The organism is Rhizobium sp. BK176 (assembly GCF_024808055.1).
In genome coordinates this window covers 207,282-223,983 of sequence record NZ_JANUBV010000008.1, presented here as the reverse complement: position 1 = coordinate 223,983, position 16,702 = coordinate 207,282, and the positions used below count along the sequence as shown (strand labels likewise).

Annotated in this window: 18 protein-coding genes; 13 read left to right on the top strand and 5 right to left on the bottom strand. The window is 59.9% G+C overall.

The annotated features are described in order from the left end of the window. Positions 1-3: 3 nt before the first annotated feature. The 3 genes from FHT76_RS23480 to FHT76_RS23470 form a co-directional block, all read right to left on the bottom strand. Positions 4-579: a TadE/TadG family type IV pilus assembly protein gene (locus FHT76_RS23480; protein ID WP_183753647.1), complete on the bottom strand. Its 576-nt coding sequence runs from the start codon at positions 577-579 to the stop codon at positions 4-6. Further along, positions 579-1,193 (bottom strand): TadE/TadG family type IV pilus assembly protein, encoded by a 615-nt coding sequence (locus FHT76_RS23475; RefSeq protein ID WP_183753649.1) that lies wholly within the window; start codon positions 1,191-1,193, stop codon positions 579-581. The genes FHT76_RS23480 and FHT76_RS23475 overlap by 1 nt, the downstream gene beginning before the upstream one ends. 107 nt (positions 1,194-1,300) lie before the next feature. Next, positions 1,301-1,711 (bottom strand): pilus assembly protein N-terminal domain-containing protein, encoded by a 411-nt coding sequence (locus tag FHT76_RS23470; protein ID WP_183863351.1) that lies wholly within the window; start codon positions 1,709-1,711, stop codon positions 1,301-1,303. Between the two features lie 401 nt (positions 1,712-2,112). Here FHT76_RS23470 and FHT76_RS23465 point away from each other — a divergent pair, with 401 nt between their 5' ends. From FHT76_RS23465 to FHT76_RS23420, 10 genes are all read left to right on the top strand, one after another. Further along, positions 2,113-2,310 (top strand): Flp family type IVb pilin, encoded by a 198-nt coding sequence (locus FHT76_RS23465; RefSeq protein WP_183863349.1) that lies wholly within the window; start codon positions 2,113-2,115, stop codon positions 2,308-2,310. A gap of 99 nt (positions 2,311-2,409) precedes the next feature. Beyond that, the gene (locus FHT76_RS23460) at positions 2,410-2,922 is read left to right on the top strand and encodes a prepilin peptidase (protein ID WP_183863347.1); all 513 of its coding nucleotides are present in this window, start codon (positions 2,410-2,412) and stop codon (positions 2,920-2,922) included. Between the two features lie 109 nt (positions 2,923-3,031). Beyond that, positions 3,032-3,847 (top strand): Flp pilus assembly protein CpaB, encoded by an 816-nt coding sequence (gene cpaB / locus FHT76_RS23455; protein ID WP_183863345.1) that lies wholly within the window; start codon positions 3,032-3,034, stop codon positions 3,845-3,847. 11 nt (positions 3,848-3,858) lie between these two features. Continuing rightward, positions 3,859-5,352, top strand: coding sequence for a type II and III secretion system protein family protein (locus FHT76_RS23450; RefSeq protein WP_183753655.1), 1,494 nt, complete (start codon positions 3,859-3,861; stop codon positions 5,350-5,352). A gap of 17 nt (positions 5,353-5,369) precedes the next feature. Next, a complete protein-coding gene (locus tag FHT76_RS23445) occupies positions 5,370-6,101 on the top strand; it encodes a CpaD family pilus assembly protein (RefSeq protein ID WP_405049253.1) in 732 nt (243 codons plus the stop codon). Between the two features lie 15 nt (positions 6,102-6,116). After that, positions 6,117-7,394 carry a CpaE family protein gene (locus tag FHT76_RS23440; RefSeq protein ID WP_183753659.1) on the top strand — a complete coding sequence of 426 codons (1,278 nt, stop codon included), beginning with the start codon at positions 6,117-6,119 and terminating at the stop codon, positions 7,392-7,394. A gap of 28 nt (positions 7,395-7,422) precedes the next feature. After that, positions 7,423-8,892 (top strand): CpaF family protein, encoded by a 1,470-nt coding sequence (locus FHT76_RS23435; protein ID WP_183863343.1) that lies wholly within the window; start codon positions 7,423-7,425, stop codon positions 8,890-8,892. A gap of 4 nt (positions 8,893-8,896) precedes the next feature. Beyond that, the gene (locus FHT76_RS23430) at positions 8,897-9,904 is read left to right on the top strand and encodes a type II secretion system F family protein (protein WP_183863341.1); all 1,008 of its coding nucleotides are present in this window, start codon (positions 8,897-8,899) and stop codon (positions 9,902-9,904) included. 12 nt (positions 9,905-9,916) lie between these two features. Then, positions 9,917-10,900, top strand: coding sequence for a type II secretion system F family protein (locus FHT76_RS23425; RefSeq protein ID WP_183753665.1), 984 nt, complete (start codon positions 9,917-9,919; stop codon positions 10,898-10,900). A 76-nt stretch (positions 10,901-10,976) separates the two neighbouring features. Further along, complete coding sequence (locus FHT76_RS23420; protein ID WP_183863339.1) at positions 10,977-11,609, top strand: LysE family translocator; 633 nt, start codon at positions 10,977-10,979, stop codon at positions 11,607-11,609. Between the two features lie 2 nt (positions 11,610-11,611). On the opposite strand, the gene FHT76_RS23415 is transcribed toward FHT76_RS23420, so the two are convergent. Then, complete coding sequence (locus tag FHT76_RS23415) at positions 11,612-12,439, bottom strand: tetratricopeptide repeat protein (RefSeq protein ID WP_183753669.1); 828 nt, start codon at positions 12,437-12,439, stop codon at positions 11,612-11,614. 142 nt (positions 12,440-12,581) lie between these two features. Here FHT76_RS23415 and FHT76_RS23410 point away from each other — a divergent pair, with 142 nt between their 5' ends. From FHT76_RS23410 to FHT76_RS23400, 3 genes are all read left to right on the top strand, one after another. Continuing rightward, complete coding sequence (locus FHT76_RS23410; protein ID WP_259126363.1) at positions 12,582-13,970, top strand: M17 family metallopeptidase; 1,389 nt, start codon at positions 12,582-12,584, stop codon at positions 13,968-13,970. Positions 13,971-14,087: 117 nt separating this feature from the next. Further along, entirely contained in the window at positions 14,088-14,438 is a 351-nt protein-coding gene (locus FHT76_RS23405) for a MarR family transcriptional regulator (protein WP_114710673.1), read from the top strand. A gap of 10 nt (positions 14,439-14,448) precedes the next feature. Continuing rightward, entirely contained in the window at positions 14,449-15,306 is an 858-nt protein-coding gene (locus tag FHT76_RS23400) for an NlpC/P60 family protein (RefSeq protein WP_183863338.1), read from the top strand. On the opposite strand, the gene FHT76_RS23395 is transcribed toward FHT76_RS23400, so the two are convergent. Continuing rightward, the gene (locus FHT76_RS23395) at positions 15,299-16,690 is read right to left on the bottom strand and encodes an amidase (protein ID WP_183863336.1); all 1,392 of its coding nucleotides are present in this window, start codon (positions 16,688-16,690) and stop codon (positions 15,299-15,301) included. The genes FHT76_RS23400 and FHT76_RS23395 overlap by 8 nt on opposite strands. Positions 16,691-16,702: the final 12 nt, after the last annotated feature.

The window sequence follows — 16,702 nt, the reverse complement described above, 5'->3', positions numbered from 1 at the left end:
ACCTCAGCAATCGCCACACGTGACAGTCGGGCTCGCCCGCGGCAGATAGAGGTAGCTGCGGCTGATGGTGATCGTGCTGTCGTTCGGCACCAAATAGGGCGCGAACAAGAAGAGCTTATAGGGAACGCTGAGTTCGGTGCGGACCAAAAAGGTATTGGCCTTCTTCATCTCGGTCGGTATCGTCGTGGCAGAATTTAATGCGTAAGGACGGCTGCCATCCTGGGCCCAGGACCATGCCACCTTTGCGGTTGCAGTACCGTCGATCGCGATGCCAGTGATCTTCACCACGAGACCTGTAGAGCCATAGGGTACGAACGCCGCAGTGGCGACCGCCGGCATATCGGTGAGCCAGACCTTGGTCACGCTTTTTTGTTGGGTCACGATGTCGGTGATCATCCCAGCCGCTCGACTGGCGCGCTTGCTGATGCTGAGACCAACGGTGATCTCAAAGGCGCCAACGTACAGCATCACTAGGATCGGGAACAGGATGGCGAATTCGATCGCGCCCACGCCTTGGCGATCCCGAATGAAGCGTCTTGCGAGACTGTGAAGTTGAATCACCGCGCCACGAGCTACCATCAGTACTGCTCGTTCTGGAAGGCTGTCGTGGCGACGATCAGGAAATAGGAGGAGGAGCCGTCGGTGGGGCGGACGCTGCTAATGTAAGGTCGGATCAGATCGGTGATAATCTGCCAGCGGTAGTAGGCCCTGACCATGTTGATCGTACCCGATCCGCCAGGCAGGTACTTGAAGTCAGAGGTCTTGATATCTGCATAGGTGCTGGTGGACGTTCTCGGTATCGTCGTGGGAACGGCGGCAAACGTGCTGAAGTTCTGCACGTCGATGAACAGCTTGCTTGGCGTCGCAACTTCTGTCGAAGAGCATGTTATCAGAATTGCGATCTCATTGCAGAACGCCGTCCGGAATGCCGTTGCATTCGTGTTTGCAGGTGTGATCTGTCCTGTCCGCATCTTTCTGCTCATCGTATCGACGGCATTGGACACCAATTGCTCGCCGGCGAACGCGACGAACGTCTCGATGATGGCAAAGACAACCATGAAATAGGGAATAGCCAGGAGAGCGAATTCGATCGCCGCTGCACCGTCACGCGAGCGCGAAAATGCGGTCAATCGCGGCCTCTTCCACCGATGAAGGCGGGCGGTCGCGTCCGCTACGTTATCCGTTTCCTTCATGGCATGCATCCGAGGACAGCTACGACTACACTGTTGTAAGGTGTGATCGTTGATTTTCCGTTTCAGGTCGGATCAGAAGTTTAACGGAAAATGTCGTTTGATGGCTGTCACTCGCCCGCCGCTGCGGTTTCAGCGCCTTGCTGGCTGTGCTGTTCGCAATTTGGGGTACAGGAAAGAACCGAGCGCTCCGTCTGGCGGAAGACGCGGACCGTGTTTGCCTCGTCGATCGATACCAGGATGCTCTCATCCAGAATTGCGTTACCGTCAGCATCCAGCAGCACAAGGTTGGTCGTTCCGAAACTGCGCCCGGTCAGGACGATCGTCTTGGAATCAGCGACCGTTGCGTCCGCCACCTTTGCGTTGCCTACAATCACCTTGCTTACCGGACGGTCGAGCTTCAAAACACGCGCTTGATCCATGTAGACGCGCAGTATGTCCTGTTGAGCGAGCGCGGATCCACCTAGGCCGAGGATGGCAAAAAAGCAGGCGGGAATGATCCTCTTGCCACTCGGCGACATTTTCGATCTCTTTCGGGTTTCGGCGATTTCACGGAACAGGATGAGAAAAATTGGTGAATGAAGCCTTAAACCTATTCAAATTTGTCCATGATGCCGGCTTTGTGAACCAGATAGAAACAGCTTTTCGCTAGCGAAGTGCCTCTTTCCGGTCCTCGCGCGTTCGCGCAAGATTATCTTTGGAACATCACAAGCGTCGATTACTGCGCGACATGCTAGATTTTCGTCAAATTCTAAGTAACCAGGAAAGAAAATACTTACCACTCTAGATCGTCTAGTCGTGTTTACGAACCAGTAACCCAACTCTTTAAGTTGATGGAAACAGGCGTTGGCTAAATTGTGGCAATCCGATCAACGGCAACAGTTGGCGGACGTGCTGAACCTCAACTGGAGTAGGAGTTACCATGACCAAGCTTGTTAGCCGTTTTCTGAAGGACGAATCCGGCGCGACCGCAATTGAATACGGCCTGATCGCAGCGCTGATCTCCGTCGCCCTCATCACCGGCGCCAGTGCACTCGGCGGCAAGTTGAACGTTCTGTTCAACAACCTTTCCGTGACCATGAACTCGGCAGCCTCCAAGGCTCCGGCTGCCGTTCCCTGATCAGCGGCTTAAGGCGGCGGCGAGACCGCGCTTTGCCTAAGTGAAAATCGGGCTCACAGTTAACGCTGTGAGCCTTTCTATTCATGGGGATTCAACGGAATGATCTCGGCAGTCGTATTTGTGATTTTCCCACTCTGCCTTGCCATCGCTGCGTTCTCGGACCTGTTCACGATGACGATCCCCAACCGTGCGTCAGTAATTCTCGCTGTGACGTTCCTCGGAGTCGCAACAGCGACAGGAATGCCCTTCATTGTGTTGGGGACGCACTTGGTTGCTGCGTTTGCAGTTCTCGCCGTCTGCTTTGTCCTATTCGCCCTAAATATCATGGGTGGCGGCGACGCAAAGCTGCTCGCCGCGGCGGCCCTCTGGTTCGGCTTTGGCCCGGCTCTTATTGAATTTCTGGTTTATGTCGGCGTCTTCGGCGGCATCATCACTCTTTTGATCCTCCTGATCCGTACACAAGCCCATGTTATCCTGGCGGTCGGGCTACCGGTTCCGAGTTCGATTCTTCTCGCCAAGAAAATCCCATACGGTATTGCTATCGCCGCGGGCGGCTTTATTGCCTTTCCCTCCTCACCGATCTTTGTTGCGGCATTAGAAGGCCTGAAATAGCGTCATTTAAGCCTCCGTTAACTTAAGATCGAAGGTTTTCATTAACCATAATTACACCAATTGTGAGCCATTCTTCGGGTGAATACCGCGAATCCCCGAGGAATGATCGATGAGACCCGCCCGCCTTTTGATACTTGGAGTGGCTGTCGTTGCTGCCGGCCTTGCTGGTGTGCTGGCGATGACGCTCGCGGGCCGCGGCTCCGTTGTCACCCAAGTTCAATCGGTGGTCGAAAAGGAGCCAACCGTCAGTGTGCTCGTCTCCAGCGCCAACCTTCCGGTCGGCGCGCGATTGGATGACAAGGCGGTTCACTGGATGGGGTGGCCACAGAGCGGCGTCGTCCAGGGCTTTATCACCGAAGCGGACAAGCCTGATGCCCTGAAAGACCTGCAGGGTGCCGTCGTCCGCTTTCCGATTTTCGAGGGCGAGCCGATCCGCGCGGAAAAGATCGCCGACTCAAACAGCCGCATCATGTCTTCGCTCCTGCCTTCCGGAAAACGTGCGGTCGCAACCGAAATCTCGGTTTCGACGGGTGCCGGCGGCTTCATCCTGCCGAACGACCGCGTCGACGTCATCATGGTTCGCAAGGCCAAGGAGGCGGACAAGTATCTGACAGAGACCGTGCTCAGCAACGTCCGCGTGCTGGCGATCGACCAGCAGATTCAGGAAAAGGAAGACGGCTCGAAAGCCGTAGTCGGCACGACCGCAACACTGGAACTGACGCCCGACCAAACCAAGGTGCTGGCCGTTGCGCAACAGATGGCGGACCGGCTGTCACTGGCCTTGCGCTCGGTCGCCGATGCCCAGGAACAGGATACCAGCGCTGCGGACTATCTCCTCAGCGGCGACAACGGCAGTGCCATCGTCCAGGTCATCAAATCAGGCTCAATCGTTACAGACGCCGCCAGCGCGCCGAAGGCCGAGTAAAGGAAATGGGAATGGGCAGTTTGACGCGCCACATGAAGCCCTTGATGGCAGGGTGCTTGTCTTTTGCAATCGGGCTCTCCGGCGCCGCACCTGGCGTTCTTGCTACAAGAGCTGCATACGCAGTTTCAGATGGGATCGTTAACATCACTCAGGCTGGACCTGGTGCACACCGCAGTCTGAAGCTCGGTTTGAAGAAGGCGATCGTCGTCGACCTGCCGGTCGACGCTCACGATATCCTCGTTTCTGACCCGTCCATGGCGGACGCGGTCACCCGTAGCTCGCGCCGCATCTATCTCTTCGGCAAAACCGTCGGGCAAACGAACATCTTCATCTTCGGCGCCGATGGCCAGCAGATCGTCAGCCTCGATATCGCAATCGAGCGTGACGTCGCCGGCTTGGAAACCAATCTCCGGCGCTTCATTCCGGACTCCAACATCAAGGTGGAAATCGTATCGGACAACATCGTGTTGACCGGAACGGTTCGCACGCCCCAGGACGCCGCACAGGCCGCTGATTTGGCCCAGGTCTTCCTGAAGGGCGGCGAAGCGACGACGCGTACGGAAACGGCCACCAGTTCAGGTGGAGATGGCTCCGTGGCCTTGTTCGCTGAGGGCCGCCAAACCTCGCAGGTCGTCAACCTTTTGCAGATCCAGGGCGAAGATCAGGTCACGTTGAAGGTGACTATCGCCGAAGTTCGTCGGGAAGTACTGAAGCAGCTCGGCTTCGACAATCTGGTTTCGAACTCGGGCGGACTGACTGTCGCGCAGCTCGGCTCTCCGAGCGCGAGCGGGGCAGCGGCGACAATCGGCGGCGGTCTTGCGGCACTCTTCAAGAGCTCGATCGGAAAATACGATATCTCGACCTATCTGAGCGCTCTTGAGCAGGCGAAGGTGGTCAAGACGCTCGCGGAACCGACGCTGACAGCGATTTCCGGGCAGGCCGCAACGTTCAACTCCGGCGGCCAAGTGCTTTATTCCACGACGGACAACGACGGTAACGTGACGATCGTCCCGTACAATTATGGCATCAATCTCGCCTTCAAGCCGGTGGTTCTGTCCTCCGGCCGCATCAGCTTGGAGATCAAGACGAACGTATCGGAGCCAGCGCCTTCGGTTTCCGGCTCGACTCCGACCTACCAGCGTCGCGCGGCTGAAACATCGGTTGAACTTCCGTCCGGTGGTTCGATCGCGCTCGCCGGTCTGATCCGCGACGACGTTGCGCAGACCTCGAACGGAACGCCCGGCGTCAACAAGATTCCCCTACTCGGCACTTTATTCCGGCAGCGCACGGTGGAGCGTAACGAGACCGAGCTGGTCATCATCGCGACGCCCTATCTCGTCCGCCCGGTTGCCCGCAACGAACTCAACCGTCCGGACGACAACTTCAGCCCGGAAAACGACGCAGCGGCTTTCCTGCTCAACCGCGTCAACAAGGTTTACGGCGGCCGCGAAACGCCGGTCGCCGACGCTCAATTCCATGGCTCCATCGGGTTCATCTACAAATGAGCGCAGCAGGATCAGCGATGGCACAACACAGAGATCAGCCGATGGCCCACAAGCAGAACACTGCGTATGAATACCGCTTTTCGAAATCGCTGCTGACCGCGATCACAGTGGCGACCGCCCTGCTCTCCGGCTGCGCCTCCCACGACCAGCTGACGACCGGCGGCATTCCTGACGACTATCGTCAGCGTCACCCGATCGTGGTTGCCGAAGCCGAGCAATCGGTCGATATCCCGGTCGCTTCGACGGATCGTCGTCTAAACATCGCCCAGCGCGACATGATCCGCGGCTTTGCGCAGAACTATACGTCGCGGGCGACCGGACCGGTCTACCTATTGACCCCCGAAGGATCGCCCAACTCCTCCGCAGCACGGCAGCTCCGCGGCCAAGTGCGCGCAGAGCTCTCGGCCCGCGGCGTCGCCAGCTCCAAAATCGTCAACAGCACCTATGCCGCCACTGGCATCGGAGACGCGGCTCCCATCCGTCTGACCTTCGTCGGCACGACGGCGATGACCTCGCAGTGCGGACAATGGCCGCGGGATATGATCAACGATTTCAACAACCAGAATTATTACAACTTCGGCTGCGCAACGCAGAATAATCTGGCCGCGCAAATAGCGAATCCTGAAGACCTGATCGCGCCCCGCGGCATGACCCCCATCGATGCGACCCGGCGCAACGCGGCGATCAAGGAATACCGTGAGCGCACGAGCAACATCGAGGACGTCAGCGGCAGCGCCGACAGCTTCTGATCGGTAGGATTGAAGATGAGCACCGTCGAATACGAGATCAAGAATACCACCGAGTTGCGGAACGCCGAGGATGCCATGCGCATGGCCGAACTCGAAACCATGCGTCCCCTTCCGCGCATATCGGTGCACGCCTTCTGCGAGAGCGAAGAATTGCAACGGGTCATGGAGCGTTGCAGCCATGACCGCCGCATGTCTAAGGTCGGCTTGCGGATCACCAGCGGCGGCATCGCAGCCGCTGCGAACATGTTCGCGTCGGCGCCGACGCCAAATCTCATCATTCTCGAGACCAAGGCCGGAGCCGGCAATCTGCTCACCGAATTGGCGCCGCTTGCCTCGGTATGCGACCCTTCCACCAAAGTCATTATCGTCGGCTATTACAACGACATCGCGCTTTATCGCGAACTCGTCCGCAACGGCATTTCCGAGTATATGGTCCAGCCTGTTGCCATGCCTGACATCATGATGGCGATGGCGACGATCTTCGTTGACCCGGATGCGGAACCGCTTGGCCGCAGCATCGCCTTCATCGGCGCCAAGGGCGGCGTTGGTTCCTCGACAATCGCCCACAACTGCGCCTTCGGTATTTCCAACCTATTCTCGACGGAAACGATCCTCGCGGATCTCGACCTGCCTTATGGCACAGCCAATATCGACTTCGACCAGGACCCGACCCAGGGCATCGCCGAGGCGGTCTATGCACCTGACCGTCTGGATGAGGTGTTTCTCGATCGCCTGCTGACCAAGTGCTCCGAGCATCTGTCGCTGCTTGCGGCCCCTTCCCTTCTCGATCGCGCCTATGACTTTGAAGGACAAGCGTTCCAGCCCGTTCTCGAGGTATTGCAGCGCAATGCCCCTGTTACCGTCCTCGACGTACCGCATGCCTGGTCGGAATGGACGCGTTCGGTGCTCGCGAGCGTCGATGAGGTCGTCATCTGCGCCTCCCCCGACCTCGCCAACCTCCGCAACGCCAAGAACATGATGGACGCGCTGCGCAAGATGCGGCCCAACGACAAGATGCCGCATCTGATTCTCAATCAAGTCGGCATGCCAAAACGGCCGGAGATCAGCCCGTCGGATTTCTGCGAGCCGCTGGAGACCGATCCGATCGCCATCATCCCGTTCGACGCCAACCTCTTCGGGAATGCGGCCAATAGCGGCCGTATGATTTCGGAGATGGATGCGAAGTCGCCAACCGCGGAAACATTTTCGCAGGTATCACACATCGTGACTGGGCGGATTGCCGTCAGAAAGGCGCGCAAAGGTAGATTGCTCGGCCTGCTGAAGCGCAAGTAACGCCCGCAAGGGTAGATTGGAATAAGGCATGTTCGGAAAACGCGGAAACGAGGGATTTGGCAAGGCGGGCGGCACAATCGCGCCGCCTCCGCCAGTGCAACAGCCCTCCCCGTCTGCACCTGCGGTTCTCGTCGAGCCCCAGCGCGAACCGCCGCGCCAGCAGGTTCCGCCGCCGCCGATGCAGACGCCGCAGCGCAAGCGCCCTGCCCGCACCGACGAGTATTACGATACAAAGGCGCAGGTCTTCTCCGCGCTGATCGACACGATCGACCTTTCGCAGCTTGCCAAGCTCGACGGTGAGAGCGCCCGCGAAGAAATCCGCGACATCGTCAACGACATTATCACGATCAAGAACTTCGCGATGTCGATTTCCGAGCAGGAAGAACTGCTCGAAGACATCTGCAACGACGTCCTTGGTTATGGTCCTCTCGAGCCGCTGCTGGCGCGAGACGATATCGCCGACATCATGGTCAACGGCGCCGGGCAAACCTTCATCGAAGTCGGCGGCAAGACGATCGAGTCCGAAATCCGCTTCCGTGATAATTCGCAACTGCTTTCAATCTGCCAGCGCATTGTTAGCCAGGTTGGCCGCCGCGTCGATGAATCGAGCCCGATCTGCGACGCCCGTCTGCCCGACGGTTCGCGTGTCAACGTCATTGCGCCGCCGCTCGCCATCGACGGACCAGCACTTACAATCCGCAAGTTCAAGAAGGACAAGCTTAACCTCGAACAGCTCGTTCGCTTCGGCGCGATCACGCCGGAAGGTGCGACACTGCTGCAGATCATCGGTCGCGTTCGCTGCAACGTCGTCATTTCAGGTGGTACGGGCTCCGGCAAGACGACGCTGCTGAATTGTCTCACCCGCTATATCGATACGGATGAGCGCGTCATCACCTGCGAAGACACGGCCGAACTGCAACTGCAGCAGCCCCATGTGGTGCGTCTGGAAACACGCCCGCCGAACATTGAAGGCGAAGGCGAAATCACCATGCGCGATCTCGTCAAGAACTGCCTGCGTATGCGACCAGAACGCATCATCGTCGGCGAAGTGCGCGGACCCGAGGTTTTCGACCTGCTGCAGGCAATGAACACGGGTCATGACGGCTCGATGGGCACGATCCACTCGAACTCGCCGCGCGAATGCCTGAGCCGTATCGAATCGATGATCGCCATGGGTGGTTTCACGCTGCCGGCAAAGACGGTGCGCGAAATCATCTCCGGTTCGATCGATATCATCGTCCAGGCGGCCCGCCTGCGCGATGGTTCGCGCCGCATCACGCAGATCACCGAAGTGATCGGCATGGAAGGCGACGTCATCATCACCCAGGACCTGATGCGCTACGAAATCGAGGGCGAAGACGCCTCGGGCCGGCTAGTCGGCCGGCATAAGTCGACCGGCATCGGCAAGCCGCATTTCTGGGACCGCGCCCGCTACTTCAATGAAGAGAAGCGCCTTGCTGCCGCGCTCGACGAAATGGAAGCCAAGTCCAAGGATTAGTGAAATGTTCGGGTTCGATCCTGTCGTGTTGGCTATTGTCGTGCTCGCCGCCGTTGCGGCGGGCGCTGTTTGCTATGGCGTTCTTTTCACCCGGATGGAAACCGAAAAGAAATCGGCAAGCCGCGTCAACCGTGTCGCCTCAGCGGAAGCAGATAAAGCCAGCGTCAAGGCAGCCCGCGACCGCGTTCAGGAAATGTCGAAGCGTCGCAAGTCGGTGCAGGACAATCTGAAGGATCTCGAAAAGCGGCAGCAGGAGAATACCAGGAAGAAGCTGTCGCTGAAATCGCGACTGACGCAGGCAGGTTTAAAGATCACACCGGGGCGCTTCTACATGTTCAGCGCCATCTTCGGCTTCATCCTGATGTTCGTGGCCTTCCTGGCCGACGCCTCGGTTGTCGTTGTCTTGGGCCTGCCCATTGTCGCCGGACTTGGGCTGCCGCGCTGGGTGCTCGGCTTCCTGATCAAGCGACGCCAGAACAAGTTTCTCGACGAGTTCCCCAACGCTCTCGACGTCATCGTGCGTTCAATCAAATCGGGCCTGCCGTTGAACGATGCTATCCGACTCATCGCCAACGAAGGCAAGGACCCGGTCAAGAGCGAATTTCGGCGCGTCGTTGAATCGCAACAGGTCGGTCTCAGCGTGCCGGATGCCTGTGCACGCATGACAAATCACATGCCGCTGCAGGAAGTGAGCTTCTTTGCCATCGTCATTGCGATCCAATCGCAGGCGGGCGGCAACCTCTCGGAAGCCATCGGCAATCTGGCAAAGGTTCTGCGCGATCGAAAGAAAATGAAGGCGAAGGTGAAGGCGCTTTCGATGGAAGCGAAGGCGTCCGCCGTCATCATCGGCGCGCTGCCGTTCATCGTGGCAACGCTCGTCTACCTCACCTCGCCCGAATATATGCTGGTCCTGTTTACCGACCCCCGCGGCCACCTGATCATGGGCGTTTCTGCCGTCTGGATGTCGATCGGTATTTTCGTCATGCGCAATATGGTCAATTTCGACATTTGATGGAGACGGGCGATGTCATCTGATCTCGCGACCACACTGACTGACCCTTCCATGCTGATCGCAGTGCTGGTGGCGATCGCAGTGTTCGCCAGCCTGTACACGATTGCTGTTCCGTTTTTCGAGCGCGGTGACCTCAGCAAGCGCATGAAGGCCGTGTCGACCGAGCGCGAGCAGATCCGCGCCCGCGAACGCGCGCGCATGAATGCCGATTCGTCGGGAAAGGCCACGCTTCGCAACCAGAACAACCATTCGGTTCGGCAGATCGTGGAGAGGTTCAACCTCCGCGAGGCGCTGGTCGACGAAAACACCATGAACAAGCTGCGCGCGGCCGGTTACCGCTCGGAAAATGCGCTGAACATGTTCCTTGTGGCGCGATTTCTGCTGCCGTTCCTGTTCTTCGGCCTCGCAATCTTCTGGGTGTTCGGTCTCAACAATCTCGCCGACAAGCCAACGATGATGCGTTTCCTGGTGACGTTGGGGGTCGCCTATGCGGGCTTCTACGCCCCGAACATCTTCATATCCAATCGGATGGGGAAGCGTCAGCATTCGATCAAGCGGGCCTGGCCGGATGCGCTCGACCTCATGCTGATCTGCGTCGAGTCGGGTATTTCGATCGAGGCAGCCATGCGTCGTGTATCGGAAGAACTCGGCGAAGCCTCGCCACCGCTGGCGGAGGAAATGATTCTGACGACGGCCGAGCTTTCCTTCCTTCCCGATCGGCGCGTTGCGCTTGAGAACCTCGGCCTGCGCACGCAGATTCCGTTGGTGCAGTCGGTCACCCAGGCCCTCATCCAGGCGGATCGCTATGGCACGCCGATTTCACAGGCACTGCGCGTCCTTGCGCAGGAGGGTCGCGACGAACGCATGAACGAGGCCGAGAAAAAGGCCGCAGCTTTGCCGCCGAAGCTGACCGTGCCGATGATCCTGTTCTTCCTGCCGGTTCTCGTCGCCGTCATCCTCGGCCCCGCCGGTATCAAGGTGGCGGACAGTTTCTAAGTTTTCGAGACTGGCCATCCCGCGGCGTTGAGCTTAGGTTCAGCGGCATCTCTCCGTGAGCGAGCAGGAGCGAGCGATGTCGTCCGCAAGCATCTTTTTGAGCATCATCGCAGCCCTATCCATCGGGGCGATGAGCCCCGGCCCGAGTTTTGTCCTCGTTTCACGGATTGCGATGTCGCGTTCACGTCTGGACGGACTTGCGGCCGCGCTTGGCATGGGAATTGGCGGCGTTGCCTTCAGTGTCTTGGCGCTGGCCGGGTTGACGGCGCTGCTTGCACAATTCGAATGGCTTTATCTGGCCCTGAAGGTGGCTGGCGGCGCCTATCTGGTCTACATCGCCGTTAGAATCTGGCGTGGCGCACGCGAGCCGATCCGTATCGGCGATGCGGGAAGCGATAACCGGGCGCTCGCCCGAAGCTTCGCCACCGCCCTCCTGACGCAGCTCAGCAACCCAAAGACGATCGTCGTCTATGCAAGTATCTTTGCTGCCTTGCTGCCGAGGACCGTTCCGCTCGGGTTGATTTTCTCAGTGCCAGTTGGCGTTTTCGCCGTTGAGGCCGGTTGGTATGCGGTGGTGGCGCTCGCATTCTCGGCAAGGCATCCGAGGCGGCTATATCTGGCGGCCAAAACATGGATCGATCGTCTTGCCGGAACGGTCATGGCCGGTCTCGGCGTGCAACTCGTGACCTCGGGGCTGGCCGGTCGCTGATGTCAGTTCGTGCTCGTGGCTGAGCTGCTATTGTCCTTGGCGGCAAGCTTTTGCCAAGAATTCTGCTGCGACAGCATCGAGCGCAGATAGGCCACGTTGGCATCTGCCTGTTCTTGCGAAAGCTCTCCGCGCGCAATCTTTTCCGCCTCGGGGAAGCGGCCCTGGAGGCCGACGACGAGCGCCAGATTCTGGCGGACCCTGCTATCAGCAGTAGGCTGCCCCGCGGCCTGGTGCAGATAAGTCTCCGCTGTCCTGAGGTCGCCCGTCAGCACATAGGACATACCGAGGTTGGACAAGATCGATGCCTCGCCGGGTTGGATATCGAGGGCTTCGCGATAGCGCTGACGTGCTTCGGTGGGGCGGCCGAGCTGATCGAGGATCGCGCCTTCCGCCGATGTCAGCTTCCAGTCCGGACGGTCCGGGGTCTGCGCGCGGCCAATCGTATCAAGCGCCTGCTGCAATTGACCGGCCGCAGCCTGAGCCTTTCCATAAGCCGCCAGCACGGTACGATCGGTCGGGTTGGAAATGGCAACCTGTTGCATGACAGCAAGAGCCTGAACGTCGCGGCCTTGCATGCGCAGGAGGTTCGCGTAGTTCACACCGTTGACGGCATCGCGCGGGTTCTTTTCATAGGCCTGCCCGACGCGCTCGGTCGAGCCGCGCAGCTCGGCTTCGTTCATCGCTTCTACCGGCTTGGTGAGTGTCGGTATCGATCCCGTCGTCATCCGGTCCTTGGTCGTCGTGCAGCCGGCCAGCGCCAGCACGACGAGCGCGGTCGCGACGCCCTGAAAAATCCGGGTTTTGAGAAAACTATTGGCCGAAGCAGGCATCGTGCGTCCCTGAGATCCGAAATCGGCGTCTGACCTCAAAACGGAACAGGGAAAGGTTTTGACGCAATCTTCACTCCAGCAATAGTCTGTTAACCCTAACAGACCGTTAAGATGCGATTCCCGGACGCCCCTAAGGATACACATGGCCCCCTATCAGTTCATCGAGAGACCGACCCCGTTCAACACCAAGGGCGGCTCAACCCTGCCGATCTTTGCCGTCACCCCGGCGCACATCGAAACCGGCACGATCGATCCGATCGCACTCGATTGGGCGAAGAAGGCGGGCTACAAGGCCGAGAGTGGCTCGCTGCTGCTCATTCCGACAGAAGACGGTCATCTCGGCGGCGCGCTGTTCGGGCTCGGCACCAATCCCTCCGAGCACCCCTACATCACCGGTAAGCTTGCGCGCACGTTGCCGGCCGGCGACTGGCACATCGAAACGGCGCCGCTGACGGCCAACCGCCTGTCGCTCGGCTTCGGCCTCGGCAGCTATCGCTACGACCGCTACAAATCGGAAAAGAATGCAGGCCCCACGCTGATGATCCCGCGGGATGCCGATGGCTCGGATATCAAGCGGCAGCTGGCCGGCGTCTTCCTAGCCCGCGACCTGATCAATACGCCGACCAACGACATGGGGCCGAACGAGCTGGAAGCGGCATTCCGTGGCCTGGCCGCCCATTACAAGGCGGAGATCAACGTCGTCAGCGGTGACGATCTCAGGCAAAACTTCCCGCTGGTCCACACTGTCGGTCGCGCCAGTGCGGATGCGCCGCGCCTGCTCGAAATGCGCTGGGGCAAGAAGGGTCATCGCAAGATCACGCTGGTCGGCAAGGGCGTTTGCTTCGACACCGGTGGTCTCGACATCAAGCCGGCATCCTCGATGCTGCTGATGAAGAAGGACATGGGCGGCGCCGCAAACGTCATGGGCCTCGCCCTGATGATCATGGACGCCAAGCTCAAGGTCGATCTGCGCGTCATCATCCCCGTCGTCGAAAATTCGATCTCGTCGAACGCCTTCCGTCCGGGCGACATCTACCGGAGCCGCAAGGGGCTGACTGTCCAGATCGACAACACCGACGCAGAGGGCCGTTTGATCCTGGCAGATGCGCTTGCCTATGCGGACGAGGATGCGCCTGACCTCATGATCGACATGGCGACGCTGACGGGTGCGGCCCGCGTCGCGCTCGGTCCCGACCTGCCACCCTTCTTTACCGATGACGCCGAACTTGCCCAGGATTTGACCGAGGCAAGCCTTGAGACCGACGACCCGCTGTGGCGATTGCCTCTCTATGCCGGCTACGAAAAGGACATCCGCGCGAAATTCGCCGATATCACGAACGCGCCGGCGGGCGGAATGGCCGGTGCCATCACCGCGGCTTTGTTCCTCAAGCGCTTCGTCTCCAACACCACGAGCTGGGCACATTTCGATATCTATGGCTGGGCGCCTTCGGAGCGCCCCCACTCTCCGGGCGGCGGCGAGGCGCAGGCCATTCGCGCGCTCTACCATCACATCCGGCAGAGCGTGCGCTAGGCGGCGATCGTTAAAATTTTATTCACCGTGACGGGCGGCAAAATCTGACGCCCCGTTGCGTCGCGCGGTGAGCTGCCGGAAAATGGAACGCGGGCGCAACGAATTTCCGGAGGACCCATGCCGCTCGAACTGACGGCCTCGCAGGCACTCGGCTTGTGGCATGGCGTGACGCTCGATCAGGTCAGGCTCGACAATCGCGATTTGACATTGCGCCAGATGGCGATCCTGCTGCATATCTATCTGGTGCCGCCGCCGCATACCGTGCGTGGCCTGGCGGCGACGCTCAATGTGACCAAGCCGGTGATAACCCGCGCGCTAGACACGATGGGCGAGATGGGTCTGGTCGACCGCGTGCGCGACGAACGCGACCGGCGCAACGTGGTGATAAAGCGCACCGTTGGAGGCGCGCTTTATCTGGAAAAGCTTGGCGATCTCGTGCGCGACAAGGGTCGTCGCCTGACGCCATGAAAGGGATAGAATGACGATGCTTGATCGCCGCCTGCATGCCTACCGGCCGGACCTCGCCGAGGCTGGGCTCGAAGGACGAGTGGAAGCCCTGCGCTTCGTTGCCGGTGCGCCAGCCCGCATCGCAGTGCCGGTCATCGGATTGAGGCCCGCGCCGGATATCGCAAAGGGAATCGACACCGAACTGCTCTTCGGCGAGGACGTCACCGTGTTCGACCGTGCGGACGGCTGGTGCTGGGTCAAGGCCGCCTCGGACGGCTATGTCGGCTACCTGCCGGAAACAGCCCTTTCGGATCGGCTCGCTGAGCCCACGCACGTCGTCACAGTTCAGCGGACATTTCTCTATCTCGAGGCCGAGCTGCGCAAACCCTACAAAAGCATCCTGTCCATGGGCAGCAGGGTCCGGATCGTCGGGGAGACCGAAACGCGCGGCAACCGCTATGCGATGCTTGAAGACGGGACGGCAATCTTTGCCAAGCACGTGCAACCGATCGGGGCTGGCGACGGCGGGGACTATGTGGATGTCGCGACCCGGTTTCTGGAGACCCCCTATCTCTGGGGCGGCCGCTCCGGCCTTGGCATCGACTGCTCTGGTCTTGTGCAGCTTTCGATGCTGATGACAGGGCGAAGCGCACAACGCGACACCGACATGCAATCCGCGACCCTCGGCGAACCGATCGACCGGTCCGAACTACGGCGAGGCGATTTCGTTTTCTGGAAGGGTCACGTCGCCGTTCTGGAAGATCCGGAAACGATCATTCATGCCAATGGCCATACGATGACGGTTGCACGCGAAAACTTCGAGGATGCCGTAAAGCGCATCGGCTGGCTGTACGAGCAGCCGACGGGTTACCGCCGCCTGGTCATCTGACCGGCGGCTGCGGCCATGACCCCACCCCGCCTGTCCAAGTCTCGAAAGCCTTCGATAGTCTGAGGACACGCATATCGTCGAAGCGCGGACCGACAATCTGCAGACCGATCGGCATTCCCGATCGCGAGAATCCGCAGTTGATCGACGAGGCAGGCTGCTCCGACATATTCCACGGCACCGTAAAGCAGATGTGCTCAAAAGGCCGCGCCGGATCGTTTGTCGGCGAAGCCCAATCGGCGGGATAGGAGACGATGGGATTGGTCGGCGAAATCACAGCGTCGACCTTGGTGAACAGCCTGCCGCAACTCTTGCGCATCTCAATCGTCTGATTGAAGCCCCTGACGGCGCCGGCGCCGCTGATCGAGGCGCCGCCTTCTGCCCAGGCGTAGACATAGGGCAATATCCTGCTCCGCCGCTCTGAGCTCAAGGTCTCGATATCGGCCCAAAAGCGGGAGCGCCAGAAGGCGTCCAGCCCGTCCAGCATCTCCCGCGTCAGGACGGGCTGAACGGGAATGACAATCGCACCCGCATCTTCGAATCTCTGCGCAGCGGCCTCAACCCCCGCGCGCACCTCGTCGTCCACGGCAAGGCCACATCCGGCGTCGAGCATCAACCCGATCCTTAGGCCGCGGACGTCGATATCAAGGTCCATCCAATCGAAATCGTTCGGCGGCAGGCTGGTCCCGTCCCGCCAATCCGGGCGCGAAAGCGTTGCCATCGCATAGGCGGCATCTTCGACGGTCCGCGTCATCGGTCCAGCGCAGCGACCGACATAGAACGGATCGATCGGGATGCGACCGTGGCTCGGCTTGAAACCGAAGATCCCGGTCCAGCCTGCCGGCAGCCGCACAGAGCCGCCGATGTCTGTGCCGACATGCAGGGGTCCGTAACCGGCAGCCGCCGCTGCGGATGCGCCGGCGCTCGAGCCTCCGGGATTTTGTGAGGTATCCCAGGGATTTCGGCTCAAGCGATGGAAGCTCGAAAGTCCCGAGGAGAGCATCCCGTAATCCGGGCAGGTCGTCTTCGCAAACAGCACCGCGCCGTCTTCGAGCAGCCTTGCAGCCGCAGGGGCATCCTCCGCCGCTGGCACCAAGTCCATGGCCCTGGTCCCGAGCGGCACCGGCTGTCCCTTGGTTGCGATGAGCTCCTTCAGCGTCGCCGGAATACCATCGAGCACGCCAAGCGTCGCACCCTTAGTCCAGCGATCGGTGGACGCTTTCGCCTGCTGGCGCGCCGCCTCTGGATCGTAGGCGTAAAGGGCACAAATAGCGGGCTCCCAGGCCTCGATGTGCCGTTCCAATGCCAGCCAGTATTCGAGCGGGGACAGGCTTCGATCAGCGAAGCGCTGTCTCAATTCGCGGATCGTCAAATCGGTTTCGGACATGGCACTATCATC